The 19,195-nt window shown below is 52.7% G+C and carries 28 protein-coding genes and 2 pseudogenes; 9 read left to right on the plus strand and 21 right to left on the minus strand.

The genetic code is table 11. The annotated features are described in order from the left end of the window. The 11 genes and pseudogenes from Q1A48_RS18140 to Q1A48_RS18190 all read right to left on the minus strand — a co-directional run. Positions 1 to 190, minus strand: a pseudogene (locus Q1A48_RS18140) (hypothetical protein); the annotation flags it as partial. Between the two features lie 77 nt (positions 191 to 267). After that, positions 268 to 798, minus strand: coding sequence for a hypothetical protein (locus tag Q1A48_RS18145; RefSeq protein WP_299947746.1), 531 nt, complete (start codon positions 796 to 798; stop codon positions 268 to 270). Next, positions 788 to 2,383 carry a phage portal protein gene (locus Q1A48_RS18150; RefSeq protein WP_299947748.1) on the minus strand — a complete coding sequence of 532 codons (1,596 nt, stop codon included), beginning with the start codon at positions 2,381 to 2,383 and terminating at the stop codon, positions 788 to 790. The genes Q1A48_RS18145 and Q1A48_RS18150 overlap by 11 nt, the downstream gene beginning before the upstream one ends. A 9-nt stretch (positions 2,384 to 2,392) precedes the next feature. Further along, positions 2,393 to 2,929: a hypothetical protein gene (locus Q1A48_RS18155; protein WP_299947750.1), complete on the minus strand. Its 537-nt coding sequence runs from the start codon at positions 2,927 to 2,929 to the stop codon at positions 2,393 to 2,395. Between the two features lie 3 nt (positions 2,930 to 2,932). Continuing rightward, the gene (locus tag Q1A48_RS18160; RefSeq protein ID WP_299947752.1) at positions 2,933 to 4,882 is read right to left on the minus strand and encodes a terminase gpA endonuclease subunit; all 1,950 of its coding nucleotides are present in this window, start codon (positions 4,880 to 4,882) and stop codon (positions 2,933 to 2,935) included. Beyond that, positions 4,848 to 5,450: a terminase small subunit gene (locus Q1A48_RS18165; protein WP_299947754.1), complete on the minus strand. Its 603-nt coding sequence runs from the start codon at positions 5,448 to 5,450 to the stop codon at positions 4,848 to 4,850. The genes Q1A48_RS18160 and Q1A48_RS18165 overlap by 35 nt, the downstream gene beginning before the upstream one ends. Before the next feature lie 133 nt (positions 5,451 to 5,583). After that, positions 5,584 to 6,180 carry a phage tail protein gene (locus Q1A48_RS18170; RefSeq protein ID WP_299947756.1) on the minus strand — a complete coding sequence of 199 codons (597 nt, stop codon included), beginning with the start codon at positions 6,178 to 6,180 and terminating at the stop codon, positions 5,584 to 5,586. After that, entirely contained in the window at positions 6,180 to 6,665 is a 486-nt protein-coding gene (locus tag Q1A48_RS18175) for a hypothetical protein (RefSeq protein WP_299947757.1), read from the minus strand. Before Q1A48_RS18175 ends, Q1A48_RS18170 begins: the two co-directional genes overlap by 1 nt. 65 nt (positions 6,666 to 6,730) lie before the next feature. After that, positions 6,731 to 6,943, minus strand: coding sequence for a hypothetical protein (locus tag Q1A48_RS18180; protein ID WP_299947759.1), 213 nt, complete (start codon positions 6,941 to 6,943; stop codon positions 6,731 to 6,733). 449 nt (positions 6,944 to 7,392) lie between these two features. Next, complete coding sequence (locus Q1A48_RS18185) at positions 7,393 to 7,695, minus strand: hypothetical protein (RefSeq protein ID WP_299947761.1); 303 nt, start codon at positions 7,693 to 7,695, stop codon at positions 7,393 to 7,395. Between the two features lie 661 nt (positions 7,696 to 8,356). After that, positions 8,357 to 9,082 (minus strand): ion transporter, encoded by a 726-nt coding sequence (locus Q1A48_RS18190; protein ID WP_299947763.1) that lies wholly within the window; start codon positions 9,080 to 9,082, stop codon positions 8,357 to 8,359. A gap of 421 nt (positions 9,083 to 9,503) precedes the next feature. Here Q1A48_RS18190 and Q1A48_RS18195 point away from each other — a divergent pair, with 421 nt between their 5' ends. Beyond that, positions 9,504 to 10,013: a hypothetical protein gene (locus Q1A48_RS18195; protein ID WP_299947764.1), complete on the plus strand. Its 510-nt coding sequence runs from the start codon at positions 9,504 to 9,506 to the stop codon at positions 10,011 to 10,013. Next, positions 10,007 to 10,393: a hypothetical protein gene (locus Q1A48_RS18200; protein ID WP_299947766.1), complete on the plus strand. Its 387-nt coding sequence runs from the start codon at positions 10,007 to 10,009 to the stop codon at positions 10,391 to 10,393. Before Q1A48_RS18195 ends, Q1A48_RS18200 begins: the two co-directional genes overlap by 7 nt. A 128-nt stretch (positions 10,394 to 10,521) precedes the next feature. Here the strand turns inward: Q1A48_RS18200 and Q1A48_RS18205 are convergent, their stop codons facing one another. The 10 genes and pseudogenes from Q1A48_RS18205 to Q1A48_RS18245 all read right to left on the minus strand — a co-directional run bounded on the left by Q1A48_RS18205 (position 10,522) and on the right by Q1A48_RS18245 (position 15,162). Further along, positions 10,522 to 10,746: a hypothetical protein gene (locus Q1A48_RS18205; RefSeq protein ID WP_299947767.1), complete on the minus strand. Its 225-nt coding sequence runs from the start codon at positions 10,744 to 10,746 to the stop codon at positions 10,522 to 10,524. Beyond that, positions 10,743 to 11,228, minus strand: coding sequence for a hypothetical protein (locus Q1A48_RS18210; protein WP_299947769.1), 486 nt, complete (start codon positions 11,226 to 11,228; stop codon positions 10,743 to 10,745). The genes Q1A48_RS18205 and Q1A48_RS18210 overlap by 4 nt, the downstream gene beginning before the upstream one ends. Further along, a complete protein-coding gene (locus Q1A48_RS18215) occupies positions 11,228 to 11,689 on the minus strand; it encodes a hypothetical protein (RefSeq protein WP_299947771.1) in 462 nt (153 codons plus the stop codon). Before Q1A48_RS18215 ends, Q1A48_RS18210 begins: the two co-directional genes overlap by 1 nt. 9 nt (positions 11,690 to 11,698) lie before the next feature. Beyond that, the gene (locus Q1A48_RS18220) at positions 11,699 to 12,205 is read right to left on the minus strand and encodes a hypothetical protein (RefSeq protein ID WP_299947773.1); all 507 of its coding nucleotides are present in this window, start codon (positions 12,203 to 12,205) and stop codon (positions 11,699 to 11,701) included. Beyond that, positions 12,202 to 12,639, minus strand: a complete 438-nt coding sequence (locus Q1A48_RS18225) for a hypothetical protein (protein WP_299947775.1) — start codon at positions 12,637 to 12,639, stop codon at positions 12,202 to 12,204. Before Q1A48_RS18225 ends, Q1A48_RS18220 begins: the two co-directional genes overlap by 4 nt. Positions 12,640 to 12,644: 5 nt before the next feature. Then, positions 12,645 to 13,139 carry a hypothetical protein gene (locus Q1A48_RS18230; protein ID WP_299947777.1) on the minus strand — a complete coding sequence of 165 codons (495 nt, stop codon included), beginning with the start codon at positions 13,137 to 13,139 and terminating at the stop codon, positions 12,645 to 12,647. A gap of 526 nt (positions 13,140 to 13,665) precedes the next feature. Then, a pseudogene (locus tag Q1A48_RS21940) lies at positions 13,666 to 13,848 on the minus strand (helix-turn-helix domain-containing protein); the annotation flags it as partial. Between the two features lie 60 nt (positions 13,849 to 13,908). Further along, entirely contained in the window at positions 13,909 to 14,133 is a 225-nt protein-coding gene (locus tag Q1A48_RS18235; protein ID WP_299947779.1) for a hypothetical protein, read from the minus strand. Positions 14,134 to 14,250: 117 nt separating this feature from the next. Then, the gene (locus Q1A48_RS18240) at positions 14,251 to 14,553 is read right to left on the minus strand and encodes a hypothetical protein (protein ID WP_299947781.1); all 303 of its coding nucleotides are present in this window, start codon (positions 14,551 to 14,553) and stop codon (positions 14,251 to 14,253) included. A 78-nt stretch (positions 14,554 to 14,631) separates the two neighbouring features. Next, positions 14,632 to 15,162 (minus strand): hypothetical protein, encoded by a 531-nt coding sequence (locus tag Q1A48_RS18245; RefSeq protein ID WP_299947783.1) that lies wholly within the window; start codon positions 15,160 to 15,162, stop codon positions 14,632 to 14,634. Between the two features lie 563 nt (positions 15,163 to 15,725). On the opposite strand from Q1A48_RS18245, the gene Q1A48_RS18250 reads away from it, so the two are divergent. The 7 genes from Q1A48_RS18250 (at position 15,726) to Q1A48_RS18280 (ending at position 18,985) form a co-directional block, all read left to right on the plus strand. Beyond that, a complete protein-coding gene (locus Q1A48_RS18250) occupies positions 15,726 to 16,082 on the plus strand; it encodes a hypothetical protein (protein WP_299947785.1) in 357 nt (118 codons plus the stop codon). 251 nt (positions 16,083 to 16,333) lie between these two features. Continuing rightward, on the plus strand, positions 16,334 to 16,651 hold the full coding sequence (locus Q1A48_RS18255) for a helix-turn-helix transcriptional regulator (RefSeq protein ID WP_299947787.1): 318 nt from the start codon (positions 16,334 to 16,336) through the stop codon (positions 16,649 to 16,651). 62 nt (positions 16,652 to 16,713) lie between these two features. Next, the gene (locus Q1A48_RS18260; protein WP_299947789.1) at positions 16,714 to 17,079 is read left to right on the plus strand and encodes a helix-turn-helix transcriptional regulator; all 366 of its coding nucleotides are present in this window, start codon (positions 16,714 to 16,716) and stop codon (positions 17,077 to 17,079) included. Continuing rightward, positions 17,076 to 17,414: a hypothetical protein gene (locus Q1A48_RS18265; protein ID WP_299947791.1), complete on the plus strand. Its 339-nt coding sequence runs from the start codon at positions 17,076 to 17,078 to the stop codon at positions 17,412 to 17,414. The genes Q1A48_RS18260 and Q1A48_RS18265 overlap by 4 nt, the downstream gene beginning before the upstream one ends. Further along, positions 17,411 to 17,722 carry a DUF6378 domain-containing protein gene (locus Q1A48_RS18270; protein WP_299947793.1) on the plus strand — a complete coding sequence of 104 codons (312 nt, stop codon included), beginning with the start codon at positions 17,411 to 17,413 and terminating at the stop codon, positions 17,720 to 17,722. Before Q1A48_RS18265 ends, Q1A48_RS18270 begins: the two co-directional genes overlap by 4 nt. 240 nt (positions 17,723 to 17,962) lie before the next feature. After that, a complete protein-coding gene (locus tag Q1A48_RS18275) occupies positions 17,963 to 18,670 on the plus strand; it encodes an Nmad5 family putative nucleotide modification protein (protein WP_299947795.1) in 708 nt (235 codons plus the stop codon). A gap of 57 nt (positions 18,671 to 18,727) precedes the next feature. After that, positions 18,728 to 18,985 (plus strand): hypothetical protein, encoded by a 258-nt coding sequence (locus Q1A48_RS18280; RefSeq protein WP_299947797.1) that lies wholly within the window; start codon positions 18,728 to 18,730, stop codon positions 18,983 to 18,985. Positions 18,986 to 19,195: the final 210 nt, after the last annotated feature.

Genomic DNA, 19,195 nt, shown 5'->3' on the forward strand with positions numbered 1-19,195 from the left:
GTTCCAGCCAACCAGTTACGCTTTCCTTGCGGGCATAGTGGCTGCCGGCGAGCCAGAGAACGACAACAACCACCCAGGCTAGTAGCAATGACAAAATGACGGTGTGTGAAAGGCGGGGCAGAAGCAGAATTTCACCATGCAGGCGATCTGCTTGTTTTTCCATGGCTTGCTGGCGGAACAACCCTGTCACTACAACTTCCTTACTACAGATTAATTTTTATGGCGAATTTTTTATCATTTCGTGGCAGAAAAATCTACACAACTAGATTACAAGCCATTACAGTGACTGTTCAAAGAGAAGAGATGGGTAACGTGGTACACGTCCGGGCTGTCTTCACGCTCCTCCACCAGTTTCATTTCGAGGATGGAATAACCCACGCTGACCTTGGTGCGAATGCGATCGGCAATATCCTGGAACAACTCATCACCGCGTTGGCCGCGGCTATAGCGCAGAGTTGCGCGCGCGATGTGATCGCTGTCCACATGAGCCTTATCCACCACACCCACCTGGGTCCATCTGTCGTGTTGGTCCAGCACCGGAGCGGCGTTATTAAGCAGGGACAGGTCCACCGCTTCGGGGGTACAAATCAATACCTCAATGCCGTACCAGCGTTCGACCTCTTCCGTTTCGCTGGCAAATGCCACTTCAACAGTGCGGGCCTCCTGATCGATAGGGCTGCGTTCTTCCTCACCCTCGGCTCGGGTGCCGCTCGGCGATGAGGTACAAAAAAGGGCCGCTCGATGCGACTCTTTTTCATTGATCTGGCGAATCAAATCGCCCAGTTTTTTAGGCTTCATCTTTGGCAGGCTCCTGCGCCTCTTGCTTTGCGGACTTTTCTGCGGCTTTCGTGGTGGCTATATTGGGGTCGATACCGCGGCGGCGCAGCTCATCCTCTTCGCGCTGGATTTCGTCCCAGACCTCTTCCGGTTCGCGCCCGCGGTCGCGGATCACTTCGCTGCGACTGGTGACGCGCAGCGCTATGGCTTCCCTGTGCGCGTCTATTTCTTTTTTGGGGTCCACCCACGCCCAGCGCCTACCGTTGAACGCGGCACCTTCGCAATAGCGGCTGAGCCCGGCGGCGGGCAATGGGCTTCCTCCACTGAGGCGCACGGCCCCCATTAGCAAGGCTTGGGCCAGCCAGTCGTCAAAAATGGGTTGGAGTATGTTTTCTACCAGCCAATCTTGAAGCGTCTTCCAAACTCCATGGTCCTCCAGAGCACCAATACGGCCGCTAGAGAAGTTGACCCCCTCAAGATCGTTGGCAAGGCTGAAATAGGAAACGCCCAGGGCAGCGGCGATGGAGCGCAAGATCCCTTTCACAAATTCACCGTAAGCTTGGTTGGGGTGTTGAGGATCCCAGGTGTTCAGCTTGGCGCCGTGAGGCAGCATTTGAAAAGTACCGCCTTCTACTTCCATGTGGAAGTGCTCGTCGTAGTCCTCGGCGTACCCGGGTTCGCCCTGGCTGTCAAAGCCATTATCATCCTCACTGCGCTCGATAATCCCCATGGTCGAAGCACCCACCACGGCACCGGTGAGTTCAGCATCTTCGTACTGGTTGAGCTTATAATGCCGCTCGGCAGCGGCGGCCGGGATGGGGAAACCGCGCGCCTGGTCGATATACTCATCCAGAAATTCGTGGATGATGCGATCGGCAGGGATGCGCAGATAACCGCGTCCATGCAGGGTGTAGTAGTCGGCATGGGTGGTGTCGGTGCTGTGCAACCAATAGGCCACCCGACGACCAGCGCTGTCGAACTCGACCCCCAGGGTGATTTTGTGCCCAATTTTTCCCGGTGCGTGGTCGCTGGTTAATTGCAGCAGCAGCGGGTCTAGCAACTGCACAGCAAAGCCAAACGGCTTGATTTCCGAATTGCGGATCTTGAGGGCGAGTATTTCGCCATCACGCAACAGGCTGAGCAGCATTAATTCACACAACCCTTTGTAGGATTTGTGCCCGCGATAGTCGAGCACCCCTTTTTTACAGGTCTGGCGCCAGGCTGTTTCAATAGCGCGGCTGGCACGCTTATCTGGCTTGTCACTACTGGTTTTGACATTGGCGGCAAATTTAAAGCCGGCGTGGCCAATCACGTTATTTTTCGCCAGGCTAAAAAACCTGCGCAGATAAGGATCATTCTTTGCCAGCTGGCGGCTGCGCGCGATCATCGGCAGCAGATCCCGCTGCAGCTGCTGGTTGATCGGGTGCGGAATGGTATCCCAATCTTCGGTCAGGCGGCTTTTCTGCGCGGCTTTAAAGTGCCCGGCGTTGCGCATAGCGCCGCGCACGTTGCGTGACTGTTGACCCAGCTGTTCGACTTTTTGTGTCAGACGGCCCACTTCTTCCCGCAAGGCGGCGCGCCCGGTGAGACGATCAAGAATATTCATGGCCTGCTCCTATCGAATACGTACAAGCACGCGGTTCGATGTGCGCCCGGTGCGCTTTTCACGCTGGCGACGGCGGTGCCGGTTGACCCGACCACGGTAAAACTTTTCCGCCTGCATCAGTTCCGGCCAGGTGTAACGGCCAATGGTCTGACCATCGACGGTGACGGTCTGTCGGTCTTTGCTGGCCTTGCCCTGCAGCAGCTTTTCCAATTCGGCCAATACCTTTTCGTTAAAGCTGCGCGGGTCGTAGTTGGCACTGGCGGGATTGGGCATAACCCGCACACGGGCCTGGCTGATGGTATGGCGGTCGTCACCCTTGCTGACCCAGGCCACCAGACTGTACTCGCCCTCCACCCAGTTTTCGGTATCGGTACCGGTGAGCGCCACCCGGTGTTCATTGCCGTTGCCACTGCTGGAAATCTCATAACTGTTGTTTAACGAAACCAAACGGTAGCTCAACGTCCAGCCGTCACTGGGCAGGTAGCCAGACAGGGTGCGATTCCAACTAACACTATCGCCGGCAATTAATTTTCGCGGTTCAATCATGGCTTACCTTTTGATTCCGCCCACCCTGCGGGCACTGTTGCGCCGGCGGCGCTTCTTGGGTTTTGGGGGCTCGGGGTTGAGCACCAGCACATCGCGTTCTTCCGGCTCCGGCTCTTCCGGCTGCAAACGAGCGGCGAGGGCAGGGTAGTCGGGGTTGAGAATTTCCAGTGCAGCCAGGGCGTAGACGTAGCAGTCCAGGGCTTCATTGCGGTCGCGAACCGGTTCGAACTTTTTGACAATGCGACCATCTTTCTTTCTCGGTACGCGCTTCTCCGAGGTCAGCTGCTCGAAATATTCCCGATCAATTTTTTTAGCAACCGGAAAATGCACATAACCCGGGCCGGGCTCGCTAATCTGCAACCGCCCCAGAATGGATTCCTTCGCGGTGTCCGTGCCAATTGAATACAGGTTGACGTTGCCCTTGTTGTTTTTGCTCGGACGACCAACCAATGGCATGCCTGGCTGACTGGAGCCCCTGATGGCAAACACCCGTTCCAGGGCGTGCTGCTTACAGTATTTGTACACCATCGCCGTATTGTGCCCGCCGGTATCGATACAGCAGGCCGCAATGCGCAAACGCACGCCACTCTCATGCTCGATCGGGCTGTGCCGCCAGGCACTCAAGCGCTCCCACACGTCCCACTTATTCGCGTCACCGGGAAATACCTGGTGCTCAATCAACCAGGATTCCGTGCCGCGGGCATCGCCACCAAAGGCCCAGACGCTGCCCTCCAGGCGGTCGGGGTGTACATCGACTCCCGCCACCAGCACTACCGCGGCCTGGGGCACTGGCGCGGGGTAGTGCTCGCGGCGCAGATACAGGTGATCGGCATCCAACTTATCGCCCGCTTCTTCCCAGGGCTCTCCCTTGGTGGTGTTGACCCAGCCCTTGAGTTCGATCGGGTCTTTGCACACCTGCAGGAACTTGTGGGCGATCTTGCCCCAGGTGGTGCGGGTGTTATAGGCGGACCAGATATGCACGGAAACCGAGCGGGGTGGGTCCACCGATTTGCCGTCGCGGTAAAATGTGAGCCCGTCACGGGTGACCATGCCGGATTCGCTGCGCATCTCGCCGCGCTGGTCCATGCCCAGCAGTGCCCGCTGCTCAATCACACAGCCGGTATGCCGGCAGACGTAATAGGCTTGCAGAACCGTTGCGCGACTGTCCCATTTAATCCCCCAGTCCACATCCGGGCCGCCCCATTCCAGGGTCTGGTATTCGCCACAGTGAGGGCAGGGCAGATAGCGCTTGAACCGCTCGTCGGCTTTCTCCGCCGCCTTGGTCAGCTGGCACTCGTCCACCCGGGTGGGGGTACTGCCGCGAATCGACTTCGGAAAACTGGAACCCTCCAGGCGCATATCCCCGAGCTGGGTGGCAGAACCTTGTCCTTCGATATCCTCATCGAACTGGGACAACTCATCGTAGATGGCGACGTCTACGGACTTTTCCCGGTAGTTGGCCGCGGCCGTGCCACCGAGGACAAAGATCTGACGGCTGTTGGAAAACTTCTTGTAGTCCAGCTTGTTGTCGGAATGCTTCTTGCCAAACCAGGGCGCCAGCTTGCGCACCACCTTCACATCGCGAATCATCGGCTGCACATGCTGCTGCATAAATCCCTGGGCGGTGGTATCCGTTGGCTGCCACAGCATTTGATTGCGCTGCTTGTGCTCTGCGAAATATCCCAGGGCAATCACAATGGATTTTGTATACCCAACCCGCGCGGCCTTCTCCCAGTTGAACTCCTCGATATCCTCATTGCCCATCATATTCAGGATCGGAATCTGATAGGGATCGCTTCGCCACTGGCCTTCCACATAGCTTGATTCCGGCGACATATAGAAATGCTTGTCGGCCCACTCGGCCATGGACAGGGGCTCGGGCCGGAACAGAACGCGCAGGCCGGCGCACAGATGACGTTTAATCGCCCGGTTCTGGAGCGCCGATAAGTTCATCGATAAATTCTTCCAGCCGGCTTCCCACACTGGCCGCGAGGTTTTGCAGCCGCACCCGCTCGGCTTTGATAAAGCCCAGTTCGGTGGCCGTCAGTGACGGCACCCGGCGCTTGATATTGGCCTCCAGGGAATCCAGTATGGCCGCCATCTCCGCGGCGACCCGGCCAAAGATCAGCGCAGCCGCTTCAGCCGGGATCTGCTCCGCACGCCCTTTGGCATTCTTCAACGCCTGATCATCGGCTTTCTCCTTGGCCAGGCGGGCATGCTCCTGCACTGGATCAAGCTTTTCGCCGCTCGATGGGGCCGGATGCTCCAGCTGCTGCCGGCGCAGCACTGCCTCTATCCGATTATCCACCAGGCTGCGTAGATCGTAGTAGTTGCAGTTACCCACCCGGGCTACTGGTGCCACCTTCCACTTGTCAAAGGCGGTTGCCGTGATGCCCAGTGAATCACACACCTGCCGCTTGTTTAACCAGTAGTCAGGTTGGTCATTGGAGGGCTTTTTTGCAGCTTTGTCCCTGTGGGTTTTAGCCTTTGTTTTAAGGGGTTTTTGCTTCTTTTCTACCATGTTCGATATCCTCAATGACCAACCACCAACCCTCCCAAAAAAATCCTCGTAAATACCCAAATCTCGAGCTGCTGCGGGACCCGTATAGGCCGCCCCCCGGGAAGGACCCGCGCCGTTGTGAGGTACAGGACGATCACTGGAGCTTGCGCAGCTCGTTATTGATGGAGCGGGTGAGTTCAAGACGGAATCGCTCGCGGGCCTGGCGTTCCATGACCCGCTGCAGGCGCTGACTCTTAAAGGTGCCCCGCGGGCTGGGGCCAATCAGCCCCTTGGTTGTGCCGCCCCGTGGCCCCGTCTTGCCTGTGCGCGCCAACACCAGGAGCTTGCCATTGCTCACGCGCTGGATAAATGAGCCGCGGTAGACCTTGGTTTTGCCCCAGGCCCGGGCTTTCACACCCGGCGCTTTGTAACCCCCGCGCTTGTTGCGGGCATTGAAATGGTTGGCCTTGCGCTGGCTGGGGCGTACAGAATGAATCAGGTTGCGGGCACGGGCCTTCTTGGCATTCACCACCCCACGCAGGCGGTTGCGGTTGGCCAGCTGCAGCTCGTGGTCCTGGCGGATATCTTTCTGCTTGATCGTGGTCTCTTCGGATACAGTCCTGATAGCGGCGGTGTTGACTGAGCGCAGGGATTTGTTGATCGCCTGGCTCGCGGCCTTTGCGATCATACCCTGCGCCATCTTACCCAGCTTCTTCTCCAGCTGGTCCAGGTCGTGCTTGATGCTAATCATCAGCCAGTGCCTTTCTTTTTCGCCTCCCTTAAAGGCTTCAGTATGTGATTGCTGATGCCGTAGGAGCCAAAGAAAAACACCACAACAGCCATAAAAGCACCGAACATCAGCTTGGAGCTGGCTACCAGCCAAACAAATTTGGCGTACTCAGGCAGAAGGGGCCAAACTACAATCGACGTCAGCACTAGAAACAGCTCAACACGTATGATGGCGATGGCCACCTGCCGACGGGTCAGGCTGCGCTGGGTGTTTTCGCTTGCCGTACTCCGTGCGTGTTCCGTCACAGTGTCGATCAGCTCCCCATACGCAGCCGCCTGCCTAGCCACCAGCTCAGAGTTATCTCGCACCCGCTCTTGCTCGGTATAAGACAGGTCATTGATAAACCCGCCGGCACGCACCAGCAGGCCGCGGTCCTTATCCAGAATGTCGTCAACGGGCTTGGCATTGCTGCTGAAAATACCTTTAAATGCACCCCAAAAGCTCATAACGGCCTCACTTGGCAATGGTCGTAGGGTTGCCACCCCCAGTGGGTTTGGGAGTGGGAGTTGGCTTATTGATCTCGCCGGGGCCTGGGGGCTGACTTTTTGGCCTGCTCACGTACAAATTTGTTGTGTCGGTTGCGGGTAATGACTGCGTACACGTTCCACACCAACCCCAGCGTGGCAATAACCACCCCCAGCACCTGCAGTGGAGTGGCGGGGGTTTGTGTCAAACCCACCCCCATAACGGTGACGGTGGCACTTCCGACTTCCTGTTCATTCATGGAGTCACTTTCTCCAGGCGTAAAAAAACCGGCTCAGGGGCCGGTTTGGGTCGTTGCACGGTGGTGTGGGGAGGGCAGGCTAGAAACCCGCCTTTAATCGGTTAGGATTTTTGACCACCGCTCTTTTCATTGGCAGATTTATACTTGAAATACAAAACTATATTTCTTATTACTGCATAGAAACATACAAAGGAACCTATAAGACAAAGAATAAATAGTAAAGCTATTCCGCCAACATACCCCATATAGGAAAACACTCCAAGGAGGAAACCGACGAATATTTCGGTTATTACGAACTCCCAATCTACGGCGTGAGTTAAATCAATCGTTTTCGCACCGTAGTGCCTTAATCCAATACCTTTAATCTTTCTAGGCATAAAAAATCATAACATTAAAAGTACAATTAAAGTTGAAGAGCAGCGGAAAATTGTCAGCGTGACTGCGCTTGGTTAAGGGATATTCGTCGGATCAAGCTCGAGCATGGATAGCATTCGCTCTAAGTTATTAGCAATAGGAACTTCGGAGGACATTTGGTGATCCCATAGAATGAAATCCCCAGAACTCTTACAAAGAACAAAGTTTCCATCTAAATCAACGCCCAAAATCGAAGCACTTTTGCCTCGCCACCAAGGCGCAGCTAAGTGTTTCCAATCTTCTTCACTCAGGAGCAAGGCTAATCGGACCTCTCTATCACCGAGTTTCAGAAGACGAATCATGCCCAAGTTATCAATGGCCTTCGCCAATCGGTCCATGCTGCACCTTAACATCTATATAGTGGTCGCCGTGACTGCTATTATCCTGATTACTGCCCCGGAATCAATTTTGCGCCGTTTACCCACAATCCGCATTAAAAACAGCTACTTACACGGATTTAGTACAATCGTACAAAATACGATCACTCTCCAGAGTAAAAAACCGGCTCAGTGGCCGGTTTGGGTGGTTGGGTGTCTGGTAGAGACAACAATCGCAAGATAGCTGATTTATACCCCCAAAACGCAAAAGTGCCAAAATGGCGTCACCCAAAAATAGTCATGGATTCGGTTTGGGGTTATTCAATTACTATGGACGGGCATCCCCAAGTAAGTTGGGGGCGGTACTTAAGATTCTTTGGCTAGTCTTGCTAAGAGCTTAACTCTGATGGATATTTAATGCCGATAACTTTAGTGTGGAAAACCAGAAGAATTTCACTTTTTATTCTTTCGTGGCTAGTAACAGATGGGTGGCATAAGTGCTCATGACCATTAGGATCTCTAATGTAGAATGATCTGCCTTTCTTATAAACCCAGTAGTTACAGCTATCTTCACCCTCTGCAACGAATATTAGCTCTTTCCCTGCTCTTGCCACTGGTAATCTCCTTTTGGCTTTGTGGATCATGTCAATAGGCTTGATCGTCTTTTGATATATGATATTTTTTATTCAGACTCGCGAGCTTTAGATAATGCAGAGGCCACCAAACCAGCTGGTACCGCAACTATCCCCAACCCTATTATTAAAACAAAAAATGTAAATAACCTTCCCCCTGCAGTTACCGGGTACATATCACCATACCCAACTGTGGTTAATGTAGTTACTGACCACCATAAACAATGGAAAACAGATTTAAATTGCTCAGGCTGAGCTTGGCTCTCAAAATAATAAATACCCACTGCAGATAAATAGAGCAAAACAACTGAGGCAAAGCCAAATAAGATCATTTCTTCTTTTACAATTATTAATGCCCTGTGAAACCTATCAATAGCACTGCTATATCTTATCAACTTAAAAATCCTGATAAGCCTTAGCAATCTAAAAGCTCTTATTGCCCGAAGATCGAGGCCGGCAGAAAAATAAAAGGGCAATATCGCCAAAAGATCAATAATGCCATAGAAGCTAAATACGAATTTTAATCGATTCTCTGATGAGATTATTCTAAGCAAATACTCTAACGTAAAAATAACTATAGAAAATACTTCAACATAGTAAAGAATAGTTTTTGTCCGTGCTGTTAGATTTGGTAGAGTACTGAAAGAAAATGAGATTAACGAAACGATAATTAAAAACTGAATAAAAAAAGAAAATTTTCTACCTAATGATCCAGTGGTATCATTTACAATTGACCTAACAGACACTATAGGACCAGCACTCAAAATATCTTCCACTTATTTTTATAAAGATTAAATCCGAATACAGCTTTCCAAATTTTGATACAGAAGCTTGCGCTTTTCCTTAGGGGGCCGTAATGATAACAGCCATATCAAAGCACTCAAGTGCTGAGCACAACACCAAGATGATAACCACGCCATTTGACAGAATAAAGCCTATTTTTTGTTGTTATCAACGCCAAACTGTCACTTGACTCAATGAGGTTTTAAATAATTTATACAAAAAAAGAACCAAAGCTATACCACCCGGCGAACTTACGATAACAAACTCGATCTGAGATTTGCGGATGGCCAAATATTGAAGACCAAACAGCAGAAGAGTAAAGAGCTGGCATTGCTTGAACATTAACCTGCACCAATGTATAGTTTTACGCCTTGCTCGATAGTCATTCTCGATTGCATTTCAAGGAAGAACCTTATGGCGGGGCACCCACAACTCAACCAAGTGAAGTCAAAGACCCAACTGGTTTCTTACGGCGATACTTTCTTCAATGTAGAAATCAGTTATCACGTCGTGTTTGGTGTGGATGGTTACGTTGTGGGTCTGAAGTTCTCCGACCGACACCAAAGTACAGACTCTGCAAAAGCTGCCAGGATAAACCCTTTTGGCTTAGGGCGAACCATCGCTCAAACCGCCGTTAAAATGATCCTCCCAGATCTAGATCGGATCGCTATTTTTGGATTCTATCTGCTGACTGATGATCTGGATGCGAGGCGAACGGGCGGCGCGGACAGAAAAAAACGGATTTATACTGCCAAGGCTCTTGATATGCACAAGGGTGTCAAAAGCAAGCTTAAGCATCTGACCCGAGTAGAGGTTGATGGTGGCCTCGGTTGGGCGATGAGCGAGCACGACTTTTCCAGTTATTCCCAGTTTCAGATTTTCGAGCGAGAGCTGGCTAAACAACTTAGGGTGATACCATGCTAATTCGGGTTGAAACTGGAGAACTTATAGAGTTTCCCGAAGAACTTGCCGCACTTGTTCTTATCGATCCCCTTTCTGATGGTGACGATCAGCCGATTTTTACAGCAGAAGAGGTCAACCTGCTACTCCACTCAATTGTGGGCACCCACTATGATCCCAATTTGAGCCTCAAGGAAAATATCAAGCATATTGAAGAACTCTACGGTCAATTCAAGCCACCCAGCGCACAGACTTTGCACCTGGCACAACAGTCTATCCAGGCATATGTGCGAGAAATTAAGGAGGATGACATAGGAATGGTCGACAGCGAGCTTGTGGATCTACATTTCACAACCGATAAAGAGCGGGAGCTTGCCCAATCCCTCACAAAAACCAAAAAGTGAGTAAAGGTGCGAATACCCCACTCTCGGGCCCAGTGGAAAGGACCAGCTACCCCCCTTCGTCAACCATATCACCCAGAAGTGATCCTACAGGCCTAAAACCCACCCCTCCCTCTAAACGAGTTTTTTGATTAAAAAAACTGGTGTGCCCTACGTTGGATCAGCGCTCGAATATGTGAATTTCGGCGCCTGCGGGCGCGGTAGCTGACCCTGTAATCGGCTCGACAGCGCTTGCAACGGCTCGCACGGCCACAGCGGCTGAAACGACTGGTATTAAGAGGGAAAGCCTCCTTGGCCTGCCACTGGCTGCAACCACGGCAGTAGAACTGGCCATGCTCATTTGTTTTGCGGGTCATGGGCTCACCCCCACGAAGCTGCTCACCATGGCGCCGCTGTTGGTGATAGTGATCTCGCCGGAGTCCCAGCACTGGGCCAGGCGGCAAGCGGTGTGGTGCAGTTCATTCTCGCCACACTCTTTAAGCTCTGACGCATTGCCGCACAGCTTCAGTAGGAAGGCCTGGGCATAATCTCGTGCGGTGATGCGACCCTCTAGGAACAAGCCCAACTGGGTAATGATAATCAGCAGCAGAAAGCGGGCGCTGTGGGCTTCGGGACAGTTGCCCAGGGCGCTGCTATCCGCCTCACTGTGGCAGCGGTAGCAGAGGTGTGCAGCCATAGCATCATGGGGTTTGATGCCACGCCCTTTGCCGTAGCTGTGGCTGCGTTGACCCTGGTAGTGAGCTGCCACGGTGGTGCCCTCGTTATTGCCACAGTGGACGCAGTTGCGGTCTTTGGCCAAAACCAAGAGCTTGGGGATGCGAGTGGGCTGCAGGTTCATTACGTCTCCCTGAGTATCTGCGGTCCAAACAGTAAGCCTGCGAGAAAAATCCGGGCCCGGTGTAATCGGGTTTGATAGGTGCGCAGGCTGATTTTCAGGCAGCGGGCGCGGGATCGCTGATCACTGAGGCCCTCATGCAACAACAGGCTGCGCGCTTCCACCTTCAGCACCTCGTAGAGTTTTGGGGTCTCCCGCTTGATGATCGCCATGGCTTCCTCTACTGGCGCTGCCAACTCCTCATTGATACCCTGGCCGCTCACCCGGTTGGAGCGTGTGGCAGTGCCTTGTGCTGTGTACTGCTTCTGCCGCAAACGGGAACTGCGATGGGCGGCATGGACCTCAATGGCGCATAACGCGCTGTTACCACTCACCCCACCTAAATCCAGTGCCACAGAGCCCCATAGGTACAGCTTGTCTTCCAGCGCTTCTACAAGGCACGGATTGATGCGCTCCCCATCCATGCACCCTCCTCAGTAGGTCCAGTCCCAGGGGCGCTTGCGGCCAGGAACATCGGTGTTGCCGCCGATATGGATAAAGCGTTTATGGTGTGGGCCACGTTGGTTGGGGCAAATGGCGGTGAAGGGTTGCGGCAGCTCATTTTGGGCGTGCAACCAGTTATAAACATGCAGAGCCTGCATCAGGTAGTGGGCATCCTTGCCATACACCCCCACATCCACGCCTACACCACAGGGGTGATCACCGAGGATGTGCGGCCTGCCTTCCTGCATAGCTCGTTTCGCCTTGCGCGCCTCTATCGGGTGGAGGGTGCAGCGGTAACCACTGGTTACTGGCATAGGGCGGCAATACACCCGCTCGCGTACCCGATTCAGGTGGGAGAGAAACTGCACACTCACATTAGAGGCGCACCCCCTTACGCTCTCACCGTTGCGGCGCTCTTCTTCACAGTCGGCGCAACGGCACTGCAACTCCTGGACGGTGAAATAGTTTTTGCTGGCTGGTGTGGTGATATCGATCATTGGGCACCCCCAAAGCGGCTTGAAAATTCGCAGTTGTCTTCCAGCACCTCCGCAATCAGTACTCGGGTGTAACCCTGGCCGCGCTTGGCCAGAGCCTGGGTGACTCGGCGCTTAACTACGCACTGGTTGTTGTCGTTCTCAATCAAGCCCAGGCCGTGGGGATTGGTCCGGCTGGGCTTCTCCAGCACATCGACCAGCAGCTTTGTGCCACCCTGCAGGTTGTCATCGTCCAGTTCGCCGGCAGAACCACGCTCAATCTCGATATACACCTGTGCCAGGGGCTCATTGGGTCGACGTTGACCGCTTCTCACCAGGGCTGCCGCTACTTCCATGGCCAGCTGCTTTTTCACAGCCCTGCGCTTTCTCCAGTGCATCCGCAGCAACTGGTTGTTGGATGGTGTGGCCTGGGGCAGGGTGAATTCCAGAGTGCGCATTCGATTTACTCTGCCGCTTCCGTAAACAGGGATTTCAGGCTGTCCAGCGTCTGGCGCCCAACCACCTTGGATCGCTCCTGGGCACTCTGGTCGGGTAGCTTCTTGGGCTCAAATGCCCGGAATATTTGTGATCCAGGAATCGGTATACACATACCAACAAACTCGGCGTAGTTGGGTGGCCAGCTGTCGAACTCGCCCTGCTGGGCCGCCTCCTGGTTTCTGTACTCGACGTAGTTCATACCACGGCGCCATGCCATCTCGCTCAGATCTTGGGTCTTCTTCGCCCACAGCATGAAATCCTCGCTGTAGCAGCCGGCAGCCTTATCCGCTTCGGAGTCGTACAGAGCGTGCTGGGACGACCACTTGTGGCCGTACAGCTGGGTCATGCGCTTCCACAGGGCCAGCAGCAGCTTCTCGTGCTGAGGCTCTAGCGAACGCGGCGTTGATTTGTGCGTGCTCCTGCTGGAGGCGGTTGCCAGGGCCTGAGTTATGGTTTTCATTTGCACTTCCCTTGCTTTGACTCGACTTGATTTGTAACTGGTCAAACTGCTTACGCAACTTGGCTGGGCTGAGGATATTGGATTGCCAGAAATCATCGTTGTTGGCCCAAGTGAACACGCGGGCTATCTCTCGCAGTGAACGGTTATCCAGTTCACGCAGTTTTCGGCAGTCGTCAGCCCACCTGTCCAGGTTGGGAGGTTTAAATGTGGGCTGGAGCCTGCGGACACCTTCGAGAATAAAATTCGCCAAAGCGTAATCTTCGTCGGTAGCTTTCACCCGATTTTCTTTGGCAGAGTTTGGCGAGGAAGTATTAGATTCATTGACTGGTTCAAGAGAGTGACTGGTTCTGGGTGACTCTGTGTCACTACCCCCTAGTGACTCTGTGTCACTACCCGGTGACTTTGTGTCACCACCCCCTGGTGACTCTCTGTCACTACCCTGATCTAAGGTGAGCACAAAAATATTGCTAGAATTTAGAGAGTTATCCTTCCCGTGTTTTCGATGAACAACACGCAAGAAACCTTCATCTTTTAGGGCCTCGATATGACGCATAGCGGAACGACGACTGATTTCACACTGGTCAGCGACATGCTGATAGCTGGGCCAGCATTCGCCCTGGTCATTAGCGTTGTCAGCCAATTTAAGGAGCACCAACTTGCGCAGCGGATTCCCCACTTTGACCTTCATTGCCTTGACCATTAGCTCCATACTCACGATGCAACTCCTATTTGATTTGGGTGGAGGCCGTGATCACTGCAGGCGTTCCTTTTAAAAGGTTTCGGGGCGAGCAACCCCACGAACTGCCCACATAAAGCCCTGCTGCAAATTGGTTTTGCCCAGAGAGATACACCGTTTGTTAGTATCCGGGTGTGACCACAGCTTTTCGATTAGTGCACCGCACTTTTCAGCCAGGTCTTTAGCCTCATTCATAAGCGCTACCTCTTCCTCGCTGAGTTCGCGGTAGCCCTTAATTTTTCGGTGTTGATTTTCCATTCTGTATTCCAATATTTTCAGTTAAAAGCTGCCGAACTCTCCCAGCTGTCACACCACTGGGCAGGTGTCGCCATTCCCGATATGCTGGAAGCTCCCAAACCAACAGCTAACAAGGAATTAGTTATGAGTGGTGATGCCGTCACGCTTCAGTGCGCAAAGTGCAACAGCAAAAAGTTCCAGATCCCGCGAAACCCCAAGCCGAATGACATGCTCACCTGCAAAGGATGTGGCGCCCAGGCAAAGTACGGAGCCGTCCGAAAAGCCGCTCTCAAGGAGGCAAAGGATTTTGTCTCTAAGCAGTTCAGGGATCTCTTCAAGAGCTAGACCGTCCAGTGCGGTCGTAACACGTTCGAGCCAGGTGTCGATTTCAGATGTGTCCGCCCGCAGTGTTACTACGCTCTGTGCTTCTTGCTCACTCATTTTTCTCTCCCACCCCCCAGCAGGTCATAGATGACGCTGCTGGCGGTTATATATTTATGCCAAGTGATGGCACTGACCTCAGCGGTCTGTGGGTGCGCCGCCGCCAGCGCTCCAAGAGAGTGGGGTTGCCCCATTCAATCTGTTAATTGCGCTCTGGATATTGCCCGCCCAAAACTCAACATCACCTCCCTGGCCTAATGTGAGGTTTGTCGCCCGGTCGAGTATCTGTTCACGTGTTAGGAACACTTCAGGGTCAGGCTCCTCCATGTGGCCCCTTTCAAGGCTTTCAGCCGCTAGATCCTCGTCCTGCTCCGACTTGAGGAGCCTCACAACTTCTGACAGCTTTACCCAGGCCCTCAAAAGCTCAGCTTTGTGTTTGCTGTAGGCCGTACTTTGCGGATCACTTTCCTCCGCCTGGTGCAGCGCTTGCCGGGCCTCATCAACCTTTTTGATTGCGCCCTGAAGGTTGGCAACCACGCTCTTTTTGGGCTGGATTAGAACTGTGTCCCGGCTATTGATCAGTGCAGCGAGGCTGTCCGCCACCAGCGCTGCTCCTTGCTCCGTTTTGAGGAATTCCGCGACCTCATCCTGTATGCTTTGCTTGTCCATCCTTTTCTCCTGTATGAATGACCATGGTTGGCTATTGATTAACCAGTTCTTGCCTTGCCTCCATACTGCTATTGGTGACAGCTCCAGGGCCTACCCCCAAAGGTGTGGATATTCAGAAGCAAGGTCCACCCGCCCACCGCTCGCATAAGCGATGCGCCTTGCGAGCTTTGGGCTTGGCAAAGGGTCATGCCCGCCACCAATGCGCCGCAGGTAAATAGGTTTCGTGCCGACTTCTTCAGCAAGCCTCTGAAGAGCATCACGGTCGTCTTTGAGCTGCGAAAGAAAGGTTCGAAGTTTCATATCACTAAAGGTTAGCTTTTCGCTAACCGATTGGCAAGTATCATTGGGGAATTGTTGTGATAGGGTGCGGCAAACCGCTTGTGCTGCCTAATTCGCTTGACCAGGCTGCACAAACACAATCTGCATGACTAGGCTGGACTATGGGAAAAGGACCGCGTTGGACAAAAATGACCATACGAGAGATTCGGGCTAGCAATATCAGACTCTTAAGGTCCAAGCACGGCCCAAAAAACAAGCAATTCGCTGAAGCCCTAGGCCTCTCCGTGAGCTACGCCAGCCAGATTAGCCAAGACCCCCCTATTACTAATGTGGGCGATAAAAAGGCGCGCGAAATTGAAGAACATCTAAACCTGGAGCCCGGCTGGCTTGACCATGAACACCCAGAAACCATTAGCGGTCAGCAGCAACTTAAGCCCGGCCAAATAGATGAGATCTTAGCGGCCAAGTGCGTCGCGGCAATGATGGAAACCTTAGAAAAGGAAAATATGAAAATGCCTTCACCGCGTATCTTCGGTGCGGCCCTTATTACACTGTACTCGGCCAGCCAGTCCAGCGGGGAGATTATTGACCCCCTCCCTGTCCTCCGGCTCGCCATTCTCGCAGGCACTGCTGACGACTGACCCAGCGTCGGCGGCCTTCAAGCCCCTCTCGATTGCCCGCATTAATCGCAACACTCGCACGTACTCCGGCATATCCATTTGCAACGATCCTCCACTTCACTTGCGCGAGAAACCAAGCTTCGCTGCGCCTCATTGGCGACATCACCAACATCCCCAAAAGGTGCGCGTTAGTCAACTGAGGGCAGGTCATTTGCAACTTATCTGAACATAATTGCATATTGCTCAACCTAATTTACCTTTCGATGCCCAAAATGCCTGAACACCCAAACATACTTATCCGTGCAGCCAGGAAGCGGGCGGGATTAAGTCAGCGCGAAGCGGCGAAAAAGCTCAACATGTCCTTTTCCACTTATAATCGGATAGAGCAAGGCTCTACTTCATCGATAAAACTGGCACTTTTACCCCGAATTCGGGAAGTGTTCGACCAACCCCTTGATGAGATATTCGCTCCTGCTGCAGCTGCACAGGAGTTCACCGAATCCGCAAAAAAAGCCTTAGCAGCAGACCCTGAGCAGGCCGTAGGGCTGTCCAATGAAATATTGGATGCCATTTCTCGACAATTTAGGTAGTTAATTACTTTACATAAAGTTAGTGATACACTAAAGTCTCTTTGGCAATTAAGGAGACAGGCATGCAGCCATTCACTAACAGCTCGACCACTCCTAGCAGCAAGTACAGGAAACTGGCCCCCCGCCAGGCAGAAGCGCTGACACACCGCGCTCGCGGCCTTAGCAATGCTGAAACCGCCGCCGCCATGCACTGCTCTATCGCCAATGTCGCCAACCTCCTCAGCGAATGCTTCTTTAAATTGCACGCCCGTAACAGTACCGATGCCGTCGCTAAAGCCATTAAACACGGCCTGATCCAGTTCGGCCTGCTCGCCTCCATTCTCGTCAGCGCCGGCACCGATTCCCAGGAACAACTCCGTACCCGATTCCAGCGCAAACCCACCATTAAAACTATTCGCATTCGTAACCAGGGAGGGAGCACCGCATGAAGGGCATCAAATTTAGATCAATTCCGATCACCGACTCAGGGGAAGACCCCGATAGGCCAGTGGTCGGCAAGGAAAACATTGTGCTGCAGGGCAATGTCCTCGGAGAGATGATCTGCCGCCGCCGTTCCAACGAGTCATTGGATTATCACGCGGTTCTAAACGTCTTCACCTGCAACACCTTCGTTGGCCTGGGTTCAGGCCTGGCACAGGGCCACGGCGCAAACCGTGCAGAGGCCATACAAAACGCCCTCATCAAAAGCCGGGAAGCTGCCACTGATTACCTCGCATCCCTCGATCACCTTGTACAGCAAATCAATGGGAGCGCAGCCGCGTGAGCTCTGAAGCGGTTTCACCACCGGACTACAGCGCTCCCGCCTTTCTGGAAAAAGCCGCTCAGCATATGCGTGACCGTGCTGAACAACGTGATTCGGAAAACGGCGAGCGCTCCATGGCCAAAACCGTTGCCGCTTTTAATGCCCTCTACGGGTTTGATCTCACGGAAGAGCAGGGATGGCTGTTTATGGTGCTACTGAAGCAATCCCGTGCAAGCTGTGGGGTGTTTGTACCAGACGACTACGAAGACGGCGCAGCGTACTTTGCCCTGGCCGGTGAAGCCGCAGCAAAAAACAGAAAGGAGAAATAAATGTACGTCTACACGCAAACTGAACCGGGACTGTGGACCGTTGGATTTTATGAGCCAAATGGTAAATGGGTGTCGGAGTCAGATCACACAAGCACCGAAGAGGCAGCCCAACGTGTTGCATATTTGAACGGCAGCAAATCGGAATAACTTTCCACCGCGCCCCTGGCGCATTCAGTCAGCTGTAACCCTATGGGCTGCCTGTATGGAGCCCTCTTTTAAAACCTGCAGCAAGGTAAAGACATGAAATCCTTTCCCATTACTAAAGAGATGCGTAACAACATCGCCAGAATTCTCACCTCAAAGGCTGTTGAGAAGGAAATCCGTGCAATTGCCAAGGAGGCTGATCGGCTTAATACAGTGTTCTGGAAGCTGTATGAAAAGAAGTTGCGCGTTGCTTCCGGCATCCCTTCAACCCGCTGGCCAGAGCTCATCCAGCAGGAGATCGCCACTCACGTCTACCAATACATCCCAAGAGTTACAACAAAGAACGGAACTAAAGAGGCTCTGCGTATTGATGGTGATTCCGATGCTGTGAAATATAGAAACACATGGCTTAACACCAACCTTATGGAAACACTGTACAAAAAAATTGATAGAAGAGTCCATTTTAGCAGAGATTTAACTCTTGTATTTACTGCACCAAAACCCCTCGCGAGTATGAAAGGTGGCAATTTAATAGACGATCCCGAGCTTATTGCAGACATTGAAGCGTTAGAACTGCGTACAAAATCCGTGCTAACCGCAGCCAGAGATTTCCACGACCAGGTACAGACCATTCTCAACTCTTGCCGTACCTCAAAGCAACTGCAGGAACTCCTTCCAGAGGGCGCTAAATACCTGCCTGAACCAGCGGATAAGGGCAAAAACCTAGTTCCCTCAGAGCTGGCCGCTTCCGTCACAGAGATGCTGCAAAAAGGTATCCCGCCGGTACAAACGACTGCGGCTTAACCGATACACCTCCACTGCTTGGGTCGCAGGTATTGGGCCCCTTTTTAGGGATTAATCATGGACGTTTCAACTTTACAACTCAATAAAAAAGCCACCGCGATAATAAGGGAGGTGCAACGATTTATATCTGAATTCCAACGTCGTAAAAACATTCGTCCCTCAACAGTAGCTCTATATCCTAACAAATATTCCGACATTGAACGGGCCGTGGTTTCTGAGCTTAGACGGCAAAACAAAGACAGCGCCTCACAGAAAGAGGTACGGGCACCAAAAGAGATAACAATCCAGGGTGTACAAATACACCCCCACTCTTAACTATCAATATTGATATATAAAAAGGAATTAATACCATGCAAGCACAACTCGAAAGTGCCCAACCCGACGAAACTGTCGAGGTACCAAAGGCTGAAACCCCTGAATGGACAAAATTTGCAGGAAACAAGACTGGTGATCTTCCAGCAGGGATTGAAGCAGATACCCCAATCGCTATTCGCCTGCGCCAGGGCACGGAGCTGGCTGTATTTG

This window comes from uncultured Microbulbifer sp., from assembly GCF_947489355.1.
In the GTDB taxonomy this organism is placed as follows: Bacteria; Pseudomonadota; Gammaproteobacteria; order Pseudomonadales; family Cellvibrionaceae; genus Microbulbifer.